Annotated in this window: 16 protein-coding genes and 1 pseudogene; 1 reads left to right on the forward strand and 16 read right to left on the reverse strand. The window is 39.7% G+C overall.

Going from position 1 to position 19,156, the window contains the following annotated elements; genetic code table 11:
* Positions 1 to 4 precede the first annotated feature (4 nt).
* From H8S51_RS11650 to H8S51_RS11705, 12 genes and pseudogenes are all read right to left on the reverse strand, one after another.
* Positions 5 to 904 (reverse strand): AraC family transcriptional regulator, encoded by a 900-nt coding sequence (locus H8S51_RS11650; RefSeq protein WP_186900177.1) that lies wholly within the window; start codon positions 902 to 904, stop codon positions 5 to 7.
* A 44-nt stretch (positions 905 to 948) separates the two neighbouring features.
* Positions 949 to 2,268: an MATE family efflux transporter gene (locus H8S51_RS11655; protein ID WP_186900176.1), complete on the reverse strand. Its 1,320-nt coding sequence runs from the start codon at positions 2,266 to 2,268 to the stop codon at positions 949 to 951.
* Positions 2,269 to 3,636: 1,368 nt separating this feature from the next.
* Complete coding sequence (locus tag H8S51_RS11660) at positions 3,637 to 3,891, reverse strand: heavy-metal-associated domain-containing protein (RefSeq protein WP_186900175.1); 255 nt, start codon at positions 3,889 to 3,891, stop codon at positions 3,637 to 3,639.
* Between the two features lie 18 nt (positions 3,892 to 3,909).
* Positions 3,910 to 4,392 (reverse strand): Fur family transcriptional regulator, encoded by a 483-nt coding sequence (locus H8S51_RS11665; protein ID WP_118210562.1) that lies wholly within the window; start codon positions 4,390 to 4,392, stop codon positions 3,910 to 3,912.
* 14 nt (positions 4,393 to 4,406) lie between these two features.
* The gene (locus H8S51_RS11670; protein ID WP_186900174.1) at positions 4,407 to 4,544 is read right to left on the reverse strand and encodes a FeoB-associated Cys-rich membrane protein; all 138 of its coding nucleotides are present in this window, start codon (positions 4,542 to 4,544) and stop codon (positions 4,407 to 4,409) included.
* 134 nt (positions 4,545 to 4,678) lie between these two features.
* Positions 4,679 to 6,869: pseudogene (gene feoB / locus H8S51_RS11675) on the reverse strand (ferrous iron transport protein B).
* A 133-nt stretch (positions 6,870 to 7,002) separates the two neighbouring features.
* Entirely contained in the window at positions 7,003 to 7,224 is a 222-nt protein-coding gene (locus H8S51_RS11680; RefSeq protein WP_117922130.1) for a FeoA family protein, read from the reverse strand.
* Positions 7,225 to 7,277: 53 nt separating this feature from the next.
* Positions 7,278 to 7,490, reverse strand: a complete 213-nt coding sequence (locus H8S51_RS11685) for a FeoA family protein (protein ID WP_117922129.1) — start codon at positions 7,488 to 7,490, stop codon at positions 7,278 to 7,280.
* A gap of 269 nt (positions 7,491 to 7,759) precedes the next feature.
* Positions 7,760 to 10,111 carry a sensor histidine kinase gene (locus H8S51_RS11690; protein WP_186900173.1) on the reverse strand — a complete coding sequence of 784 codons (2,352 nt, stop codon included), beginning with the start codon at positions 10,109 to 10,111 and terminating at the stop codon, positions 7,760 to 7,762.
* Positions 10,080 to 10,784 carry a response regulator transcription factor gene (locus H8S51_RS11695; protein WP_117922127.1) on the reverse strand — a complete coding sequence of 235 codons (705 nt, stop codon included), beginning with the start codon at positions 10,782 to 10,784 and terminating at the stop codon, positions 10,080 to 10,082. Before H8S51_RS11695 ends, H8S51_RS11690 begins: the two co-directional genes overlap by 32 nt.
* 319 nt (positions 10,785 to 11,103) lie before the next feature.
* The gene (locus tag H8S51_RS11700; protein WP_117922126.1) at positions 11,104 to 12,297 is read right to left on the reverse strand and encodes an ATP-binding protein; all 1,194 of its coding nucleotides are present in this window, start codon (positions 12,295 to 12,297) and stop codon (positions 11,104 to 11,106) included.
* A gap of 307 nt (positions 12,298 to 12,604) precedes the next feature.
* Positions 12,605 to 13,186 (reverse strand): methyltransferase family protein, encoded by a 582-nt coding sequence (locus H8S51_RS11705; protein WP_186900172.1) that lies wholly within the window; start codon positions 13,184 to 13,186, stop codon positions 12,605 to 12,607.
* A gap of 291 nt (positions 13,187 to 13,477) precedes the next feature.
* Between H8S51_RS11705 and H8S51_RS11710 the strand changes: the two genes are divergently transcribed.
* Positions 13,478 to 13,714: a DUF6061 family protein gene (locus H8S51_RS11710; RefSeq protein WP_186900171.1), complete on the forward strand. Its 237-nt coding sequence runs from the start codon at positions 13,478 to 13,480 to the stop codon at positions 13,712 to 13,714.
* Between the two features lie 159 nt (positions 13,715 to 13,873).
* On the opposite strand, the gene H8S51_RS11715 is transcribed toward H8S51_RS11710, so the two are convergent.
* From H8S51_RS11715 to H8S51_RS11730, 4 genes are all read right to left on the reverse strand, one after another.
* Positions 13,874 to 16,318 (reverse strand): ABC transporter permease, encoded by a 2,445-nt coding sequence (locus H8S51_RS11715; protein WP_186900170.1) that lies wholly within the window; start codon positions 16,316 to 16,318, stop codon positions 13,874 to 13,876.
* A complete protein-coding gene (locus H8S51_RS11720) occupies positions 16,315 to 16,989 on the reverse strand; it encodes an ABC transporter ATP-binding protein (protein ID WP_118210567.1) in 675 nt (224 codons plus the stop codon). Before H8S51_RS11720 ends, H8S51_RS11715 begins: the two co-directional genes overlap by 4 nt.
* Before the next feature lie 172 nt (positions 16,990 to 17,161).
* Positions 17,162 to 18,427, reverse strand: a complete 1,266-nt coding sequence (locus H8S51_RS11725; protein ID WP_186900169.1) for a sensor histidine kinase — start codon at positions 18,425 to 18,427, stop codon at positions 17,162 to 17,164.
* Positions 18,403 to 19,092: a response regulator transcription factor gene (locus H8S51_RS11730; RefSeq protein WP_005427500.1), complete on the reverse strand. Its 690-nt coding sequence runs from the start codon at positions 19,090 to 19,092 to the stop codon at positions 18,403 to 18,405. Before H8S51_RS11730 ends, H8S51_RS11725 begins: the two co-directional genes overlap by 25 nt.
* Positions 19,093 to 19,156 lie beyond the last annotated feature (64 nt).

Genomic DNA, 19,156 nt, shown 5'->3' on the forward strand with positions numbered 1-19,156 from the left:
CGAATTAAATCTCGTTTCGATATTTCAACGGCGGATTTCCGTACATCTTTTTGAAGCTCCGGATAAAATAACTGACATTTTCATAACCGCACCGCATTGCAACCTCCGTAACAGGAAGTGTAGTCTCCTGCAGTAACTGTCTCGCATGCTCCATGCGTAAATGATTGATATACTGTGAAATAGTAATATGAAAATGTTCTTTAAAATAGCGGGAAATATATTTTTCAGACAAGTGAAACTGGTTTCCAAACTCCTTAAGCGATATTTTCCTTGTAAAGTTCTGCTGTATATACGAAATCATTTCTTTCTCGGTAGTATTTCTGCCACTGGTATTATTTTCTAATATAAAACCACTTTGCAGCACTCTCTTAAAAAACATAAGCAATCTGCTTTTTATCTCAAACTGGATTATCAGGTTGTTCCTATTATCACTCGTATTCTCAGCAATTTTCTGCTCTTTCTGAGTATCAGACAGTGTCAGATCTGAATGTTCCAAAGCGATCAGATTATCGCATATATCACTCAATCCAGCACCAAGCTGTGGTTTTACCATCCGCTTTCCACTTTTCAGCGGTGCCATTACCTCTTTCTCTAATAGATCATTTGATTGAAACGATACATACTCCAATGGGAAAAGTAACGTATAGTAGTCCACTTTTCCTGTCTGCGAACCCATAAAATGCAAATTACCCGGCGATACAACAAATACTTCTCCTGTACTTCCTGTGTAGTTTTCTCCTGATATATTCACATTTAAAACTCCACTTTTTACATATATAATCTCAAGTTCGTCATGCCAGTGCACCGGAATCTGAAAGGAATGGTGGATATTATAGATATGATATAAACTGAAAGGATACTTTTGCGTACCATGTGGTCTGTTTTCTTTTAATTCAAAGTACATAATATCCTCCGCATAAATAATCATTCACAAACAACAGTTTCATCTTACTCCACCAGACGCTTCGTCTTCCATTTCCCTGTTTTCCAGCGGAGCACCATTCCAACCGCTCTGGCACATTCATCACCCGCCATGCCAATATATGCCCCCACAGCAAGCAGCCCTAACCGTATGCCCAAAAAATATGTGCCTCCAACTGCCACCAGATACATAAATATTGCACCCATGATCACAGGGAAAACAGCATCTCCGCTTGTTTTTAATGCCTGTCCATAGACCAGATTCGTTACACGTCCAAATTCGAGGAAAATGTCAACGACAAGCAATTTTACAACCAGATTTATCATCTGTGGATCGTCTGTGAAAATATGTACGATAAAATGTCCAGTCAATGCGAACGTCACAGAAAAACAGGTGGCTGTTATCACTCCATAAATAGCAGCCTTTTTCGTTCCTTTATCACACTCTTCAAATTCTTTTGCCCCAATCCGCCAGCCTGTCATGATGGCATTTGCCTGTGCTAAGGCAGCACCTACACAGTATGAAAAATTTGCAATCTGAAGCGTATAAGAGCGCGCGGTAACATTCATCCCGTCCGCATCCATCTGATTCATAAAACGAACAACAAGCGTCATTGCAATATTATAAAGAGCCGTCTCGCACGCGGATGGAAAACCTATTTTTATGATCTGTCCTAATATTTTGCGTGAGGACTCCCTCTCAGGAGCATTTTTTGCCTTTACCAGCACTGCTCCCATAGCCGCAACCATGATCAGATTTATAACACGCGATATTACTGTGGCGATGGCAACTCCCATAACTCCCCAGTTCATGACAAATAAAAATACAGAATTCAAAATAAAATTAATTATATTTCCTGTGATAGATGCCAAAAGCGACTGCCTGGTATAGCCAAACACCCGAAGATAGCTTGAAAATATAGGTATGAGCGCATTTAAAAAACACGCACCGCCTACGATTTTCAGATAAGTTTCAGCAGGCGTAAACAGAGCCGGTGCAATACTTACTATCTCTAAAATTTTTCCTGAAAAAACAGCTAAAAATACGGACATCATCACTCCGACAACCGCATTAAAAATAAGTCCAAGCTGTCTTGCCTGATATGCAACTCCCGGCTTTCCTGCCCCGATATTCTGTGTCATTACCGCAACCATGCCCGACGATATAACTCCAAACATGATGATAAAAACACCAATATATGTATTTGCCGTACCGACTGCACCAACTGCCTGATCGCTTACCGATGAAAGCATCAGGGTATCAACCATTCCGGAAAGCATATAAAAAAGTGTTTCGAAGCATATTGGTACAAAAAGCTGTGTTAAAGATTTTCTTTGGATTTCCATTTGAACTGCCCTCACATCTGCACTAAATATTTTTCGTTTTTATATTTTCAGCAATAAACTAGAGTTTTTGCGCCATACTAATAATATGACATTTTGCGCCATAATTCTTGTAGTTTTTCACATAATAATTGCACTATTTCTACTTTTTATACAGATAACCATATTAATTCTTTTTGCGGTTTTGTCAATCAAAAATTGAAATATGCTGTTTGACTCTGACATCATCTAACATTGCCCGCCAAATGCTGGTTTGTTTATGAAATAAATCATCTCCCCAAATGGTGTATCGTAGGCTTGTGAGTGGCATCTTGCGCAAAGCCGAAGTAATTTTTGTTCCGTTGTACGAAAATAAGAAAAGTCTAGGTATGCCTGAATTAGATTTTCTCGGAGTGACGTGACCGGCAACAACGAGTCATCCATGACTCGATGCTGCCTTGTTCTGCCATCCGTGGCAGAACATCACTATGTATAGACAGGCACACCAAGATTTTCTAATTTTCTCCCAAAGTCACAAAATTAGCTCCGGCTTTGCGCAAGATTCCAGTCTTCAGGTTATGAACACCATTTTGGTGGGCGGTTCATCTCAGAATTGGGGGCGCGGGTGTGAATTTTTGATATTCGCACGAATGGAAATATGCTTAAAATCCTAAGGTGCTGTATCATTAATATTCAGCCTGATGACTTCCCAGAATTTCCATCTGCTACATTGTACTACATGAATTGTTTCGTAAATTGTCAGACCAATAACACAAATTATTCTTCAAATGTGTATGGCAATAAACATGAGCATAGTGGAATATATTGAGGTTCTTGCCAGCGTTATCAAACAATTAATAAATTATTGAATATAGTTATTTAGAAATATTTTTTAATCAGATTCAGACACAAAACACTAAAAATTTACGCACCCCCAAGGTTGTAAAATGAGTTTCCCGGCTAAGGGTGGTTCACAACCTTGCGGCTGGCAAATCGCATCAAGCCGGGATTTGTTTTGTGACTTTGGGAGAAAATTAGGCAATCTTAGTCTGCCTGTTCGTAACACAGTGTTGTGCTGCCACGGACGGCAGCACAAGTCTTAATGCCCCCGGACGGGGCGTTTAAGACGCACACGTCACTCCGAGAAACATTAAATCAGGCTGACTTAGACTTGCCTTATTTTCGGACAACGGAAACAAAACGAGTCCCGGCTTGATGCAATTTGCCAATCGAAAACCCCCGGAACCACCCTACACGAGGAAACTCATATCACCCACAAACCAGCATTTATCGGAAATGTCATCAGCCTATAAAAAACAGGAATCCCACTTCTGGAATTCCTGCTTTTCGCGTAACCATTTTAAACCGTTACTTTTTCTATGCAATAGCTGTTTATTTCAAAAATCCGAACAACCCTTTTTTCTCATATGGCTCTTTTTGGACTGCCCCTGACTCATACCCTGTTCCGTCAATGACAGCCTTCAATTCCTGCTCATCGATATCCTGTTCCGTGATGATCACGGTCTGCTTTTTGCCATGAGAGGAAGATACTTTTTTGACCGGAAATGCCCCGCGAACTGCTTCATTTACATGATTTTCGCACATGCCGCACTGCATTCCGTCTACGTCCACCGTAATCTTTAACATAAATTTCTCCATTTCTTATCAGCCTGCTTCTTCACAGTCGCAGGACTGCACTACAACGCTTTTGATTCCCTGTTTGTCGACATAACCACATGCTTTTAAACCTGCAAGTACGACTGCATTCCAGCTTTTTGCGGATAATTCTTTTACAGTATCATCATCAAGTTCGATCGTACATGCCTTTTCTCTGTCACATACCGCCCCGCATGCGATCCGATACATATTTTTTCTGCTGATAGCCCCGATTTCTTCTAATAAATTGACCATGCGATAAACAGTTGCCGCGCCGATTCCCGGATCAACTTCTGCTGCTCTGTAATAAATTTCCTTGCAGCATGAACAATCTTCATTGAGAATCACGTCAAGCAGCATCAGACGCTGTTTGGTAATACGACACCCCTGTTCTCTCAATCTTTGAATGACAATTTCTTTCTGCATCTGGGTTCTATGGTAATTCGCCGTTTCATGATTTTTCTTTTTCTGACTGTTTACTCCTGCTGTCATGGTCTCCTCCTGTATTAATGACAGTGCCCTCCGCACTGACTGCAATCTCCTCCGCACTGAAGAGATTTTCCGTTTTTCTTATCGCGAACCATGCTGCGGATAATAAGACCTACGATCACTACAACGACCGCTCCCGTTACAATTGTTCCCATAAGATAATCCTCCTTGTTTTCCGAAGGAAAATGCGACTGCCACTGCAGGAGCAGAGGATTTTCCTCCTTGTTTTCCTCCTTGTTATAAATATGGCTGCCGTGTCAACACACGGCAGCCACTTTAGAAGCAGTGCTTATCTTGCGCCTGCCATGCCTTTTACATTTACTTTTAATGTATCGCTCTCTTTATAAGGTCTGAATAACAGATATAACAGACAAGCGATCAGTATGAATGCAACAACTGTTCCAATGCCGAACGTACCTGTTGTGATCAATGTACCGATCTGATAGATACATAAGGATACTACGTATGCGAGACCGCACTGATATCCGATTGCAAACCAGAACCATTTTGCATTATTCATCTCTCTTGATTGCTCCCATTGCGGCGAAGCAAGGTGCACATAAGAGGTTGAATACCAGATAGCCATATGCAGCTACCGGAGTCATAACAGCTGCAAGATTACCCCAGAACTCGGCACCATCTTCTGCAACTTCTGCAAAACCAAATAACATACCAAATGTTGCTACGACGTTTTCTTTTGCAATCAGACCGCTGACTGCTGCAACTGACATCTTCCAGCCGTTACCACTCTGTGTCCATCCAAGAGGTGCAAAAATCCATGCGATTGCGGAACCAACTTTTGCAAGAATACATTCTGCCTGTGCAGCCTCAAGTGTTGCACCTTCCAGACCATCAAAACTTAACATTCCAAAGCCAGCGTCCGTCCATCCAAAGTTCATTAAGAACCATAAGATGATTGTTGATAATGTGATAATTGTACCGGCTTTTTTGATGAAAGACCAGCCACGCTCCCACATACTTCTTAATACGTTTCCAACTGTTGGCCAGTGATATGCCGGAAGCTCCATAACAAATGGTGCCGGATCGCCAGCGAACATTTTTGTTTTCTTTAAAATAATACCGGAGCAGACGATTGCTGCCACACCTACGAAATAAGCACTCCATGCAACCCATCCGGCGTTGTTGAAGAAAGCACCTGCGATCAATGCGATGATCGGAAGTTTTGCTCCACAAGGGATGAACGTTGTTGTCATGATCGTCATTTTACGGTCACGGTCATTTTCGATCGTTCTTGAAGCCATGACACCAGGAACACCACATCCACTACCGATCAGCATCGGAATGAATGATTTTCCTGAAAGTCCGAATTTACGGAACACACGGTCCATGATGAATGCGACACGTGCCATGTAACCGCAGGACTCTAGGAATGCAAGGAACAAAAACAGTACAAGCATCTGTGGTACGAAACCAAGTACTGCACCAACACCGGAGATCACACCATCTACGATCAGACCTGTCAGCCAGTCAGCGCATCCGATATTTTCAAATAAGCTCTGTGCTCCCGGGATGATCCATTCACCGAAGAGTGTATCATTTGTCCAGTCTGTTAAAATAGCACCAACCGTCGTTACAGATACATAATATACCAAAAACATGACAACTGCAAAGATTGGGATTGCAAGCCAGCGGTTTGTTACGATACGGTCGATCTTATCGGACGTTGTAAGTTTTTCTTTATTGCTCTTTGTGATACATTCACCGATGATAGATGAAATGTATACATAACGCTCGTTTGTAATGATACTCTCAGTATCATCATCAAACTTATCTTCCATTTTCTTGATCTCATATGATACATCCGGAACAGATTTCATCTGCTCTTTGATCTTGTCATCTTTCTCTAATAACTTGATTGCGAAGAAACGTTTCTGATCTTCTGCAACGATACCTGTCAGCTTGTTTTCAACTTCTGCAATCACTTCTTCAGCATCTTTGGAAAATTCATGTACCGGAACCATATTTTTCTTCTGCTGTGCAAGTGCTACTGCTTTCTCAGCAGCTTTCTGGATACCGGTTCCTTTTAATGCAGAGATCTCAACAACCTCACATCCAAGTTTTTTGCTTAACTTGTCAATATGTATCTTATCACCATTCTTTTCAACAAGATCCATCATGTTGACTGCCATGATAACCGGAATACCAAGTTCCATAAGCTGTGTGGACAGGTACAGGTTACGCTCGATATTGGTACCATCTACGATATTTAAGATAGCATCCGGTCTGTCGCTGATCAGGTAATTACGTGCAACGACTTCCTCAAGTGTGTACGGAGATAAGGAATAGATACCCGGTAAATCCATGATAACAACATCCTTATGTCCTTTTAATTTACCTTCTTTTTTTTCTACTGTTACTCCAGGCCAGTTACCCACGAATTGGTTGGAACCAGTCAAAGCATTAAATAAAGTTGTTTTTCCGCAGTTCGGGTTACCTGCGAGTGCAATTTTTACTGCCATAACTTTTCTCCTTTTATTTTAGTTTGCTACAACTTGCTTGTGTTTGTTTGTGCTGTCTTATGTTTGATTGTGCTGTCATGTGTTTGTTTTTTCTTCCTTTTGTTAGCACTTGCTAACATCAGGGCAAAAAAATTTACTCTACCTCGATCATCTCAGCATCTGCTTTTCTTAAAGATAACTCATATCCTCTTACAGTTACTTCGATCGGATCGCCAAGCGGTGCTACTTTTCTTACAAAAATATCAACACCCTTCGTGATGCCCATGTCCATGATTCTTCTTTTGACCGGACCCTCCCCAGTCAGTTTCTTGACCTTTACGGTACTGCCGCAGGCTACTTCTTTCAACGTCTTCATCGTTCTGCTCCTTTTTCATTTTTGTATCATGAAACTGTGCTGTTGCAACAGTTTTATACCATAATTTTATTCGCCATATCTTTTCCGATCGCAACTCTTGAATCCTTGATGTTGACGATCATATTCCCGTCGATCTCTGATACGACTGTCACTTCTCCGCCTGGAACAAATCCAAGATTCTCTAAAAATCTTCTGGTTTCTTCTTTTCCACCGACTTTTTTAATAATACTCGGTTCTCCTGTGTTTAACATAGTAAGCGGCATCATTTCTTCCTCTTTTCTCCTACTGTATTGATAATGATTTTCATTTCTTACGTTGGTTGGTATATGCTAACGTTCATTAGATGTCAATAACATTATTGATATTTTTTCTCATTTATTTCCGTTTCATGTAAAAAAACGGATTGCAGGAAGTACTTTATACACTATTATCATCAAATTGCACAACATTATGGAATATTTTTCCATTTTATGTGCCATTATAGACAACAACAGATTTTTCTCCCACAATCCGTTTTCTATTCTTATTTGACAAATTATTGCTGTCTCAACTCAAAACTGACCTTTACTGTAAAAAGATCCGCCATCGTTTCCACTTCAAATATTCCTCCGCAGGCCTCCGTAAAACTTTTCGCAATCGAAAGTCCCAGCCCGCTTCCGCCATCGGTACGGCTCTCATCCCCTCTTGTAAAACGTGCGGTAAAATCCACATCCTGTTTTAATTCACTGCGCGATGTATTGCGAATATCTGCAACTGCAGCATTTTTCTCTGTTTTTAATGAAATATAGATCCGTGAACCCTCCAGCGAATATTTGAGTGCATTACCGATCAGATTCTGGAATACCCGGTACATCCGGTCTCCGTCGGCATATACCATGACCGCCTCCTTAGGTATATCAATTTTGAATTTGTACGGGCTCTTTTGAATCTCACCGTCCATATCTGCAAGGGTCTGCCGCAGAAGCTTTCCAAAATCAATTTCTTCCATCTCGACCGCAAGCTGTCCGGATGCCGCTTTGCTGACAGAAAATACATCCTGCACCATATTTTTCAGCCGCTCCGATTTTTCTTCCAGAATCCGGATATAATCCTGAATCTCCGGTGACAGATTTTCCTCCTGTTTTAACAGCTCAATATAACTGATAATGGAAGTCAGCGGTGTTTTAATATCATGGGATACATTTGCCACCAGTTCCACTTTCATGCGCTCGCTCTTGATACGCTCCTCTATCGCAGTTTCCATGCCCTGTCCGATCTGCTCTAACGTTTCTTCCATGGCGCGGATATCACTGTCTTGTACTTTCACCATATCCGCCGGTTCATAATGTCCACTGCTGATCTCTGTAATCCGTTTTGAAAGCTGTTCTAAAGATTTTGCCAAATTCCGGTTTCTTTTCTGATAGAAATATTCCATACCAAGCAGGATACAAAATACCCCTGCAAACCCGGTCAGCAGTAACAGCCAGTAAATAAAATTTGCCAGTCTGTAATTTACGATCAGCAGTAAAACAAGCATCACACAAGTTACCGCCAGCCCAAATACTGTAATTCCAATGATCCCATACAGAGCCCTTACCAGCCGTTTTGCAAATGGCAGGGACATATTTTTTGTCTCTGCCTGTGCGAGCAGTTTTCCGAAAAATCCATTCTGCCAGATTTTTTTATTATATTTTCCATCATTGATCCAGAAATAACAGAGCCAAAAAATCACCGGCAGTTCCACCAGACCCGGAAAATCATACTGTATCCTCAAGACAAGAAGCAGCACCAGAGTCGTAGCTAAGATTTTCCATTCAAACCAGATTTTCGCACTCAGGGCGGCGATCACGCTATCTTCCTGTTTCTTTGCATCTTTGAAAAATCTGCTGGCACACAGACAAAGAATGCCTGCAATGATAAAATAAATTGCCTGTATATAGCGTTTATGCTGCTGCGTCCACCGTATGTTAAGATCGTAAAAAGAATTACAGATCCAGGAATTTCCGGCATCATCTTCTCCCATATACTGCACCGGATCTTTTGCTATGATGATCCGGATATCCGCTTTCTCCCAGGATTTTTTTCCCATCAGGTTTTGAAAACCCGGTACATACCAGTCCTCTCCCTCGCGGTAAATGCCATCTCCATAGACATCCTGCTCCACTCCGTCTTTTTCGATCGTCACTTTTTTCCCATCAAAATGAAATGCATAATTATACCCCTCCGGAAGATTTTTTAACAAAGCAGCCGTGTTGTTTTTCCCATCAGAGGATGCGCCATCTGATGATGTAGCATCTGTTACATCATCAGGCATATTTGAATACATTATTTTTCCGTCATAGCAGATCTCATAGAAAAAATTATGATCCTTATTAACGTCCGCAAAATATTCTTCTTCGCCTTTTTCCTGATAACCGGTACTGTCGTCAGACGCCATATAAATATGTTCCGTGTCTGACACCTCCTCATACGTCGTGGAAGAGTTCTCATCTGTGCCCGCAGTCTCTGCTGCATCCGGGTTTTCATAAATGTCCGACGTCGCAGCCGTGTCCACTACATACTCCGAAATTCTGTTATTTGTTCCAAACAGCCTATCAAAAAAATTTCCTCCCGATGACAGATAATCGTCAATATTTTCCTCAGTCACAGCACTGCCGCTATATCCGCTGTCCCCATGATAGTTTCCTGTCGCCACATCAAGAAACGTATAAAATCTGTTCAGCACGGTGTTTCTAAATTCTTTAGACTCCTGATAGTCCTTTTCTTTCAGTTCCGCACAGACCTCATCCACACCGATATAATAGCTCTCATATGCAAATCTGCCGATTCCTGCCATCAGCATACTGATTCCGATAAAGAACACTAAAAATACAATCCTATTTTTCCATTTTTTCGATTTTATAGCCAATTCCCCACACCACCTTTAAGTATTCCGGCTCTTTTGGATTGAGTTCAATTTTTTCACGGATGCGCCTGATATGGACCATGACCGTATTTTCGCATGCATACCCCTGCTCATTCCAGACACGCTCGTAAATTTCCTCCGCCGGGAAAACGCGTCCCGGATGTTTCATCAAAAGCTCCATGATCTTTGTCTCCGTCGCAGTCAGTCTGACCGGCTCTTTGTCCACATAAAGCACTCGCTCATTCGTATGGAACTCCAGTCTGCCATTCGTGATACATCCATCATCATCTGCTTTATGAATATCCCCAAGACTTGTATACCTGCGGAGATGACTTTTCACACGCGCTGCTAACTCCTGTGGATTGTAAGGTTTTGCCACATAATCATCCGCTCCCATGGACAGTCCTAAGACTTTGTCTGTGTCCTCACTCTTTGCACTGAGCACAATGATCGGAATGTTTTTTCGCTCGCGTATTTTCAATACCGCAGATAATCCGTCGAGTTTTGGCATCATGACATCCATGATCACCAGATGTACCTTCTGCTCCGCTATGAGCTCTAATGCCTGCATGCCATCATACGCTTTTAATACCTGATATCCCTCCTTTTCCAAAAGTATTGCGATTGCCCTTACGATCTCGCGGTCGTCATCCACGACTAATATACATTCACTCATGCTGTATTTACTCCTCCTTAAAGCCTGTGTCTATCTTATCCGGGGCTTCTTACAAAAAAAGTGGGATATTTCTTACAGATTTCTTACAATTTTCCACCGTTCTTATTATTTTTCTCCCTTTTTGCTATTCATTTTGATTTCCGCTTTTTTTATTTCCATAGTAATATACTCCATTCCAACAACGATTTTAATTTCTTTGCCTCATCCCGCCAAATTTAAAGTTATCAATTATACCATCACTCAAGTCGATTTTTCTATAATGAGCTTCCGCAGGCCGTGAAAATTCCTCATCTGTTGGAACAACATTTTCTTCACAATACTATTCTCGTAACCATCTACAGATATCAACCACTCGCACTCCTTTGTAATCATAAGTTTCGTGATGTGTTCTTGCAATTATCATCTTAGGATATGCATCTCTTATTGCAAGCAAAGGCGAATATTCTCTTTCAAATGTTTTTTCATCTGAAATATTATCGCTTACCTGAATATATATTTGAGCCTCACGTTTCTTAGCCACAAAATCCACTTCTTTTTTATAGAGTTTTCCAACATATACCTCATATCCTCTTCTGCGTAACTCCAGATAAACAATATTCTCATAAACTCTTCCAAAATCCATGTTTCGTGTACCATTGACTGCATAACGGAATGATGAATCGCAAAGATAATACTTACTATTGTTCGCTAAGTATTTTTTTCCCTTTAAATCATACCGTTTTGCTTCATAGAACAGAAAAGCATTTTCCAAGTAACCAATATACTTCGATACCGTCTTTCTGCTTATCTCACTTTGATCAATCTTTAAGGTTTTGCTGATATTATTTGGAGAAAGTAAGTTACCGATATTATCCATCATAAATTCTGATATATTGGTAAACTCTGATTTATTTCTTATCTTATACTTTTCCACCAAGTCTCTGATAAGAATAGTTGAATACACATCTCTAACATAGTCATACTGTCTATCCTCAGTCTTATATACATAAGCCCCCGGCATGCCACCAGTTCGGACATACTGATCAAATGCATCATCATATCCATCTGTAATTTTATAATAAGTTAGATATTCCACGAAAGAAAATGGATATACCTTTATTTCCATCGTTCTTCCAGTAAAAAGTGTTGCTAAATCTGAACTCAGCAAAAATGCATTTGAACCGGTAATGTAAATATCATAGATTCCTTTTGCGTAAATACTATTGATTGCAAGCTCAAACTGAGGACACAACTGAACCTCATCAATCAATAAAACATTAGCCATGCCCTCTTTGTGCTGATCCAAGATGTACTTATGCAATGCGTGATATTCTAACAAATAATCAAACTCTAATTCCTGAAGATTTATCATTACAATATTTATGGGTTTCTCTAATGACTGCAAGTATGTAACGAACTCTTGCAACAATACTGATTTGCCGCTTCGTCTGATACCCGTGATAACTTTTATATCTGGTGTTCCATACAATTCAATCAGTTCATCTAAATACTTTTTTCTCACTATAAGCTGCATGGTGCCATCTCCTATTCCCGCTTTTAGAATTTTTTTCATTTTTCGGTAATATGATTTTCAGACACATATTAACACAATCTGTGTCTTCTGTCATTATTCTATTCCCACTTTTAAAAAAATATTCATTTTTCGGTAATAAGCACCCACAAAAACCAATCTACAGTACTATCTAAAAAAAGAAGCCAGCATATTGCACAATGTCATTAGGTTAACATTGGCATATTACATGGCTTCCTACTTATCTTTTATAACCAATTTGTAAGATGAATTTTTATTTATCAAGTAACTTTACAATCTCCACAGGAAGTTATCTTTTTCTTCCTAAATATCGGCATACTTTTGATTTGTATTGCAGGTACTCATTTCCGAATGCTTCTATCAAAAAATCTTCCTCTACATTGACTACCTGTAAATGAAAAAATACCACTGCAAAACCTGTGGCAAAGCAAAGAATCCAATTAAAGAACGAAAACAATATTCCTATATACATTAAATCAAAACCCAAAAATGCAGGATTTCTGCTAATAGAATAGATGCCTGTTGTTACCAAATTGGTCTTTTCTTCTTTTTGCACACCTGCTCTCCAATTTTCCTTCATCTGTGTAACAGAAACAATAAAAGCAAGTACACCGAACATTGTTATTACAACTCCTGTAAATTGCAACACAATATATGCTGTTCCCGAATAAAACACAATACTGATAATCTGTATTACAGGAAGCAAATATGTGATTATTTTAAGAGCTACTTCTATAAATTTGACAAAACCCTCTTTTCCTTTCCCTAATTGGTCTGTCTTTATGCCTTGCTTTTTCTGACTAATCAGCTTTGCAAAATAGCAGATGTAGAACACTGCCATCAGTGAAATTGTAACAATTTTTATTATCATCGTGTACCTTCAACCTCCGATTGAGATTTCACCTGTTTTAAGAGATTTAACTGTTATATTTTGTTATTAAATTCTCCGCAAACCCTTGAAAACACTGGATTTGTTGCAGGTGAGCTTTCCCTTATTTTTTCCCTTGTGTTATATTTATGAACTCTGATAAGGGCAAATACAAGGGCAAAAAAATTATATAAAACAGTATAACACAAAATAAAAGTGACATGGTGAACTGATTGAAATGCTTCTTAATTTTTGCTACTAATGATTGATTAAATGATAAGGAGATGGGATACGATGAGAACAATATTTGCAGAATACAATCCACAACGAAACAGCATTGACATTTATACAAATGTTGGCTATATGCTTCGCATTGACTGCTGGGAAGCCGAAAAGGATTTAAAAACCACACCCGGATCAGACTGTGCATTGACTTCACTTGCAGTCGATGAACCACTTGAATATGCGAGATTATATCTTGAGTGCAATTTACAGATGTGGGTAGATACAGAAGATTCATTAGAGTTATAAAATGCAAGCAGCCTGTATGCTTCATTACACACAGGCTGCTTAATCAAATTTATTATAATTGATGAAAAATCGGTTACATTTTGTCAAAAGTACAAAACTTTTTGAAACCAAGTGCTTTTAATTCCTGTTATGATACTGAGGATATCCCAGCAATACTTGCTATCCCTGATACCTTATTCTTTCTACCAGCGTTTCCTTTTTCAGATTACTGCTTAAAACGCAGGAAAGCACAATCTGCAAAAGGCTGACCAGCAAAATCATAGCAAGAATTGGTGTAATTGGAACATGATAGACATTCATTCCAAATATCCCATTATGCTTTGCATAGGCAAAGAGCACGTAGCCAAGTGGCAGACCAACGACAAGTGCTACACATATGGTGCCAACCGTAAAAATCAGTCCCTGTAACTGCAGACATAAATTTAATTGTTTATTTGTCATACCCACAGCCTGTAATACACCATATTCCTGCTTTTTTGTCGTAATATTCATGATCATGGTGTTTGCCATATTCATAAAACCGATGAGTCCTACAACCGCTATAAACAGATAACAGCCGAGCTTCATCATGCGGGCTGCTAATTCTGCATATTGTAACTGTGCATGATAGGTATCCATTTTTATATGCGAAGTATTAGAAATCAAAGTATTCAGACTCTGTTCCACAGATGCCATATCTTTTTTATCACAGTCCACCCACAGATATCCATAGGCTGTTCCTCTCGGATTCATGGAACGGTATACACCTTCTGGAATGACAAGATAAGTGTCCGCGCTTACAAAGGATCCTGCAATCTTTCCCTGATAGGTATAGGTTTCACTTCCATTCTCAAAGTCAAATGCAATGGATTCACCCGGAGCATATCCATCTTGTTCCATCCACGTTGACCAGCCAAAGAAAATATCACCATTCTTTACCGCCTGATCATAGTCCATAGAGCCAATATCCCCGTCCTGGCGCATAAAATCAAAATCCTTTTTACTCACAATATCAGCCGGAAATCTCGTTTCGTTCAAATTTATAGAGACAATCTCTCTCGTCATGACATCTGTCACTCCCGGAATGCTTTTGATTTCTTCAATCAGCGAATCATTCAATGGATTATCCGTCAGAATCGTATCCAGATTATTCTCCGGATATCTTTCATCATACTCAGCAGAATAGTCAAGCTGCAGTTCAAATTGTCCATGATTAACGGAAAGACGTGCTTCATGCTCCGTGTCAATATTTCCCACATAATTAGAGATAATCACAAACAATGTGCAGGAAAGCCCCATTGTGAGGATGGTACCAATGGTTCTTTTTGGGTTACCCGTTACATTTGCCATTGCCATAGAAAACACGGTGACATTTTTTCTGCCATTTCGTTTTCCTTTTTTGTGTGTTTCTGCATTTTCTAAATACCGTGTTGCTTCGATAGGTGAAATCCGTGAAACAATTTTCATTGGTTTACGCAGTGACAAAGCAACGGTAAGAAATGATACGAAAATACAGAGAAGCATAACAGGCAGGGAAAACAGTGACACCTGCTGATTTTGGACTCCCATAGAGTCAGTTCCGGTTGATACAAGATTCCCCTGTTCTACCAGCCAGTTAAAACCGCATTTTGCAATCAGAAAGCCAAAAAGCAATCCAACTGGTATTGAAAAAGATGTCAAAAAAATGCCCTCTCTGAAGATCAGTTGTTTCATCTGCTTTTTTGTTGCTCCCAGAGCCTTGATTTTTCCATACTCCTGTATCTTGTTGGCAATACCGACCTGAAAAATATTATAAATGACCACAACAGAGAAAAGTACAATTGCAAGAATCAAAACCCCGCATACTGCAATCGTTTCATAACTCGGCTGCAAGACCCATTGCAAATAGAGATCATTGACTATAACGTTTTTTTCTTCGATCCCACAAGATGCTGCAATCTGCTTTATAACCGGTTCAATATTATTCATAGATACATTTGCAGAATCATTTAAAGTAAAATAAATATTATACTGTCTGTCATTCTCTGCGACGTGCTCATCATAAAACTCCTGTGACCCGAAAGCAACATAAGATGCCTCGATGGTATACTCATCCCAATCATATAGGATTCCGCTGACAACAAATTCTTCCGGCTTATATTCTGACTGCATCCCTGCGCGGTAATCCAGTGTAACCGTATCTCCGACCTTTACATCATCATATCCCATTTCACTAAAAAATGCTCTTCCTGCGGCAATTTCCTGCATTTTTTCCGGATACTTTCCTTCCTTTAACTCATATTCCTTATTATAGGGAAGCATTTTTCTTGCAGTCTCATCCATGCAGACAAACCCGCCTTTTTCATTGCCTTTTATGATGCCTTCTGTACACAGAATTCCCATTGTATCTATTTCTGCACGGCGGCTTACTTCCTTTAACTGCGAGGCATCTGCTGCGACAAACAGACCATAATTGCTTCCATATGAGCCTGCCGCCTGACTTTTCTGCAAACGTATCATTCCATTTCCCACAGTACTGATAATCACAAGCAGCATCGTAGTCAGACATATGGACATCATAATCAGTATACTTCTTGTCTTGTTCTTTTTGTCATTGCTATATGCAATCCTGCTTATTGTCTTCATCTGAAATCCACCACCTGTCCGTCCTCAATCACCAGAATACGGTCAGCGACCTGTGCAATTTCGTCATCATGGGTAATCATTACAATTGTCTGTCCATATTTTTTTGCTGTCATCTTAAGCAGAGCGATTACCTCATCACTGGTCTTAGAATCAAGATTTCCTGTCGGCTCATCTGCAAATATAATTTCCGGACGATTCACCAGTGCTCTTGCAATTGCTACTCTCTGCTGCTGTCCTCCGGATAACTGATTTGGCAGATTATAAATCCGGTTTTCAATCCCCAGAGTTGCAATAATATCATTTACATACGCTTCATCCACTTTTCTTCCATCCAGCCCCAGTGGCAGTACAATATTTTCCCAGACATTAACAGATGAAACCAGATTAAATGCCTGAAAAACAAATCCGATTTTTCTTCTGCGGAAAACAGCAAGAGCATCTTCTTTCATCCTGTATAAATCTTTCCCTGCTAAAGTAACTCTGCCTTTTGTCGGGGTATCAAGCCCTCCAAGCATATGAAGTAATGTACTTTTACCGGAACCTGACTTTCCAACAATTGCGACAAATTCTCCCTGCTCAATCTGAATGTCCACCTGGTTGACCGCTTTGACCTGATTCTCACCTGTGCCATAAAACTTACAAAGCTGCCTGGTTTCTAATATCACACTCATGTGTTGCCTCCTTTTTAATTCTGTAAAGTTTACCTTTTCAGCACACTTTCTTTGCCTGTTTATATATCATTTTTCAACCTACATGCTGATTGTAGCAATATAATCTTTCATTTCACTTTCAAAAATTGGGCAGAAATCTTACAGAATTGTAAGATTTCTGCCCAATTAAAATTTAACCAACATATGGTAATTGAATCACAAACGTGCTTCCTTTTTTCTTTTTGCCGGAGATTACCGTGATCATACCTCCGTGTTTTTCGATAATTTCTCTCGATAGAAAAAGTCCGATTCCCGTGCCACTCTCTTCCCTGACCTCCCTGGAACCTCCTCTGTAAAATCGTTGAAAAATTTTGTGATACTCATTCTGCGGAATACCGATTCCCTGATCCTCAATTTCCATTCTTACAAGATCGTTTTTTTTTTGTAACCGGATAAATATTTTTGAACCACCCGGACTGTACTTGACCGCATTATCCAGAACGTTGATAAAAGCTTCACCAAGCCACCTTTTATCCTGCACAACCATGCATGTTTCCAGCTCTTTTGCATAGTCAAAAATGAATTCAATTTCTTTCTCATCCGCTTTTGGATAAGTACGGTTCACAGCAGATATGACAGTATCCATAAGCGGAAGTTTTTTCTTATTAATCTGAATCAGTCCGGTTTCCATCTTGGATATTTCAAGAAGCGACTGCAATAATGTCTCCAGTCCATCCAGAGCACTCCGACAACGAATACGAAACTCCTCCTGTTCTGTGGCACTTAAGTCATTCTGCATCAACACACTAAAACATGTATCCAAAGCTGCAACCGGTGTCTTTAACTGGTGAGAGATATCAGAAACCATTTCTTTCGTGCTCTCTTTTTCTTCCCGTGCTTCTTCCTTTAGCAACTGAATATGATGTCCGATTGCTTCAAGCTGGTCATTCAATTTTTCCAGTTCAGCGTGATTTTCCGTTTTCAGTAAATCATCAAATTTATTTTCACGGAATCTGATCAGAATTTCTTCTAACTGGTCTAAAATTTTCTGATGACACGCATCTTCTGTCTTCTTCCAATAAAATAAAATAATCAAAAGAAGCACGCATATCACAGTGCTTACAGCACCGGTCACCATAACCTGATGCCGGAATTGCGAATAAAACACATTCCCTTTATTTCCCCAGTATCCATATTGCTCCAATAATCGCCTTCCCTGTTCGTTGGTTTCAATATCCTTATCCTTAAGCAATTCCGAAACAGCATCCAGCCCGGAAAATTTTTCCTTTGCTGCAATTTCTGTCATAAGATTCATTTTATATTTATAATCTTCATAAAACACATACGTGGTAAAGCAATTTAATATTGCAAACAATAATATGACAGGTAATACCAAGGAGAGCACTACTGTAATCTTCTTGCGATATCTCTTTGTCACTGCCTTACCTCCTGATTCCATATATACCCAAGACCTCTGATATTCTTTATATAGACCGGTGCAGCCGGATTGTCTTCGATTTTCTCACGGAGTCTTCTGATATTGACAGCGATTGTATTTTCATCCACAAAATCCCCTTCCAGATCAAACACATTTTCCAATATTTGTGTTTTTGAAAGAATCTGTTTCGGATTCTGAAGAAAAAAAGTCAGCATTTTCAACTCCGTTTTTGTCAGACTGATTTCACGACTCTTTATCAGGACTTTCATTTCTCCTGCGATAAATACGATATCTCCCGAAATCATCTTTCCGGCTTCCGTTTTCTCCTGTCTGCGGCGGAAATGTGCTTCTATTTTCAAAAGAAGTACCGAAAGACTAAACGGCTTTGTAATATAATCATCTGCCCCTGCTTCATATCCCATGACCTGATCCATCTCCTGATCTAGTGCTGTAAGACAAATAATGTATGTATTATAATTGCATCTCATCCACCTTACAAATTCCAGTCCATTCCCATCCGGAAGATTCACATCACAAATGGTAACATCCACATTATTATCACTTGCAATTCTTTTCGCTTTTTTCATTGATTCTGCTGAAAAAACCTCATATCCGGATTTTTTCAGTGAGAATGTAATTCCACGATTTAAATTTTCATCATCTTCAACCACGAGTATACCTGGCATAGCATATGCACCTCTCTTTATTAACTATATATATCAGCTGGGAGATGACTCCCACCTCTGGCTG

The sequence above is a fragment of the Roseburia rectibacter genome, assembly GCF_014287515.2.
Classification (GTDB): domain Bacteria; phylum Bacillota; class Clostridia; order Lachnospirales; family Lachnospiraceae; genus Roseburia; species Roseburia rectibacter.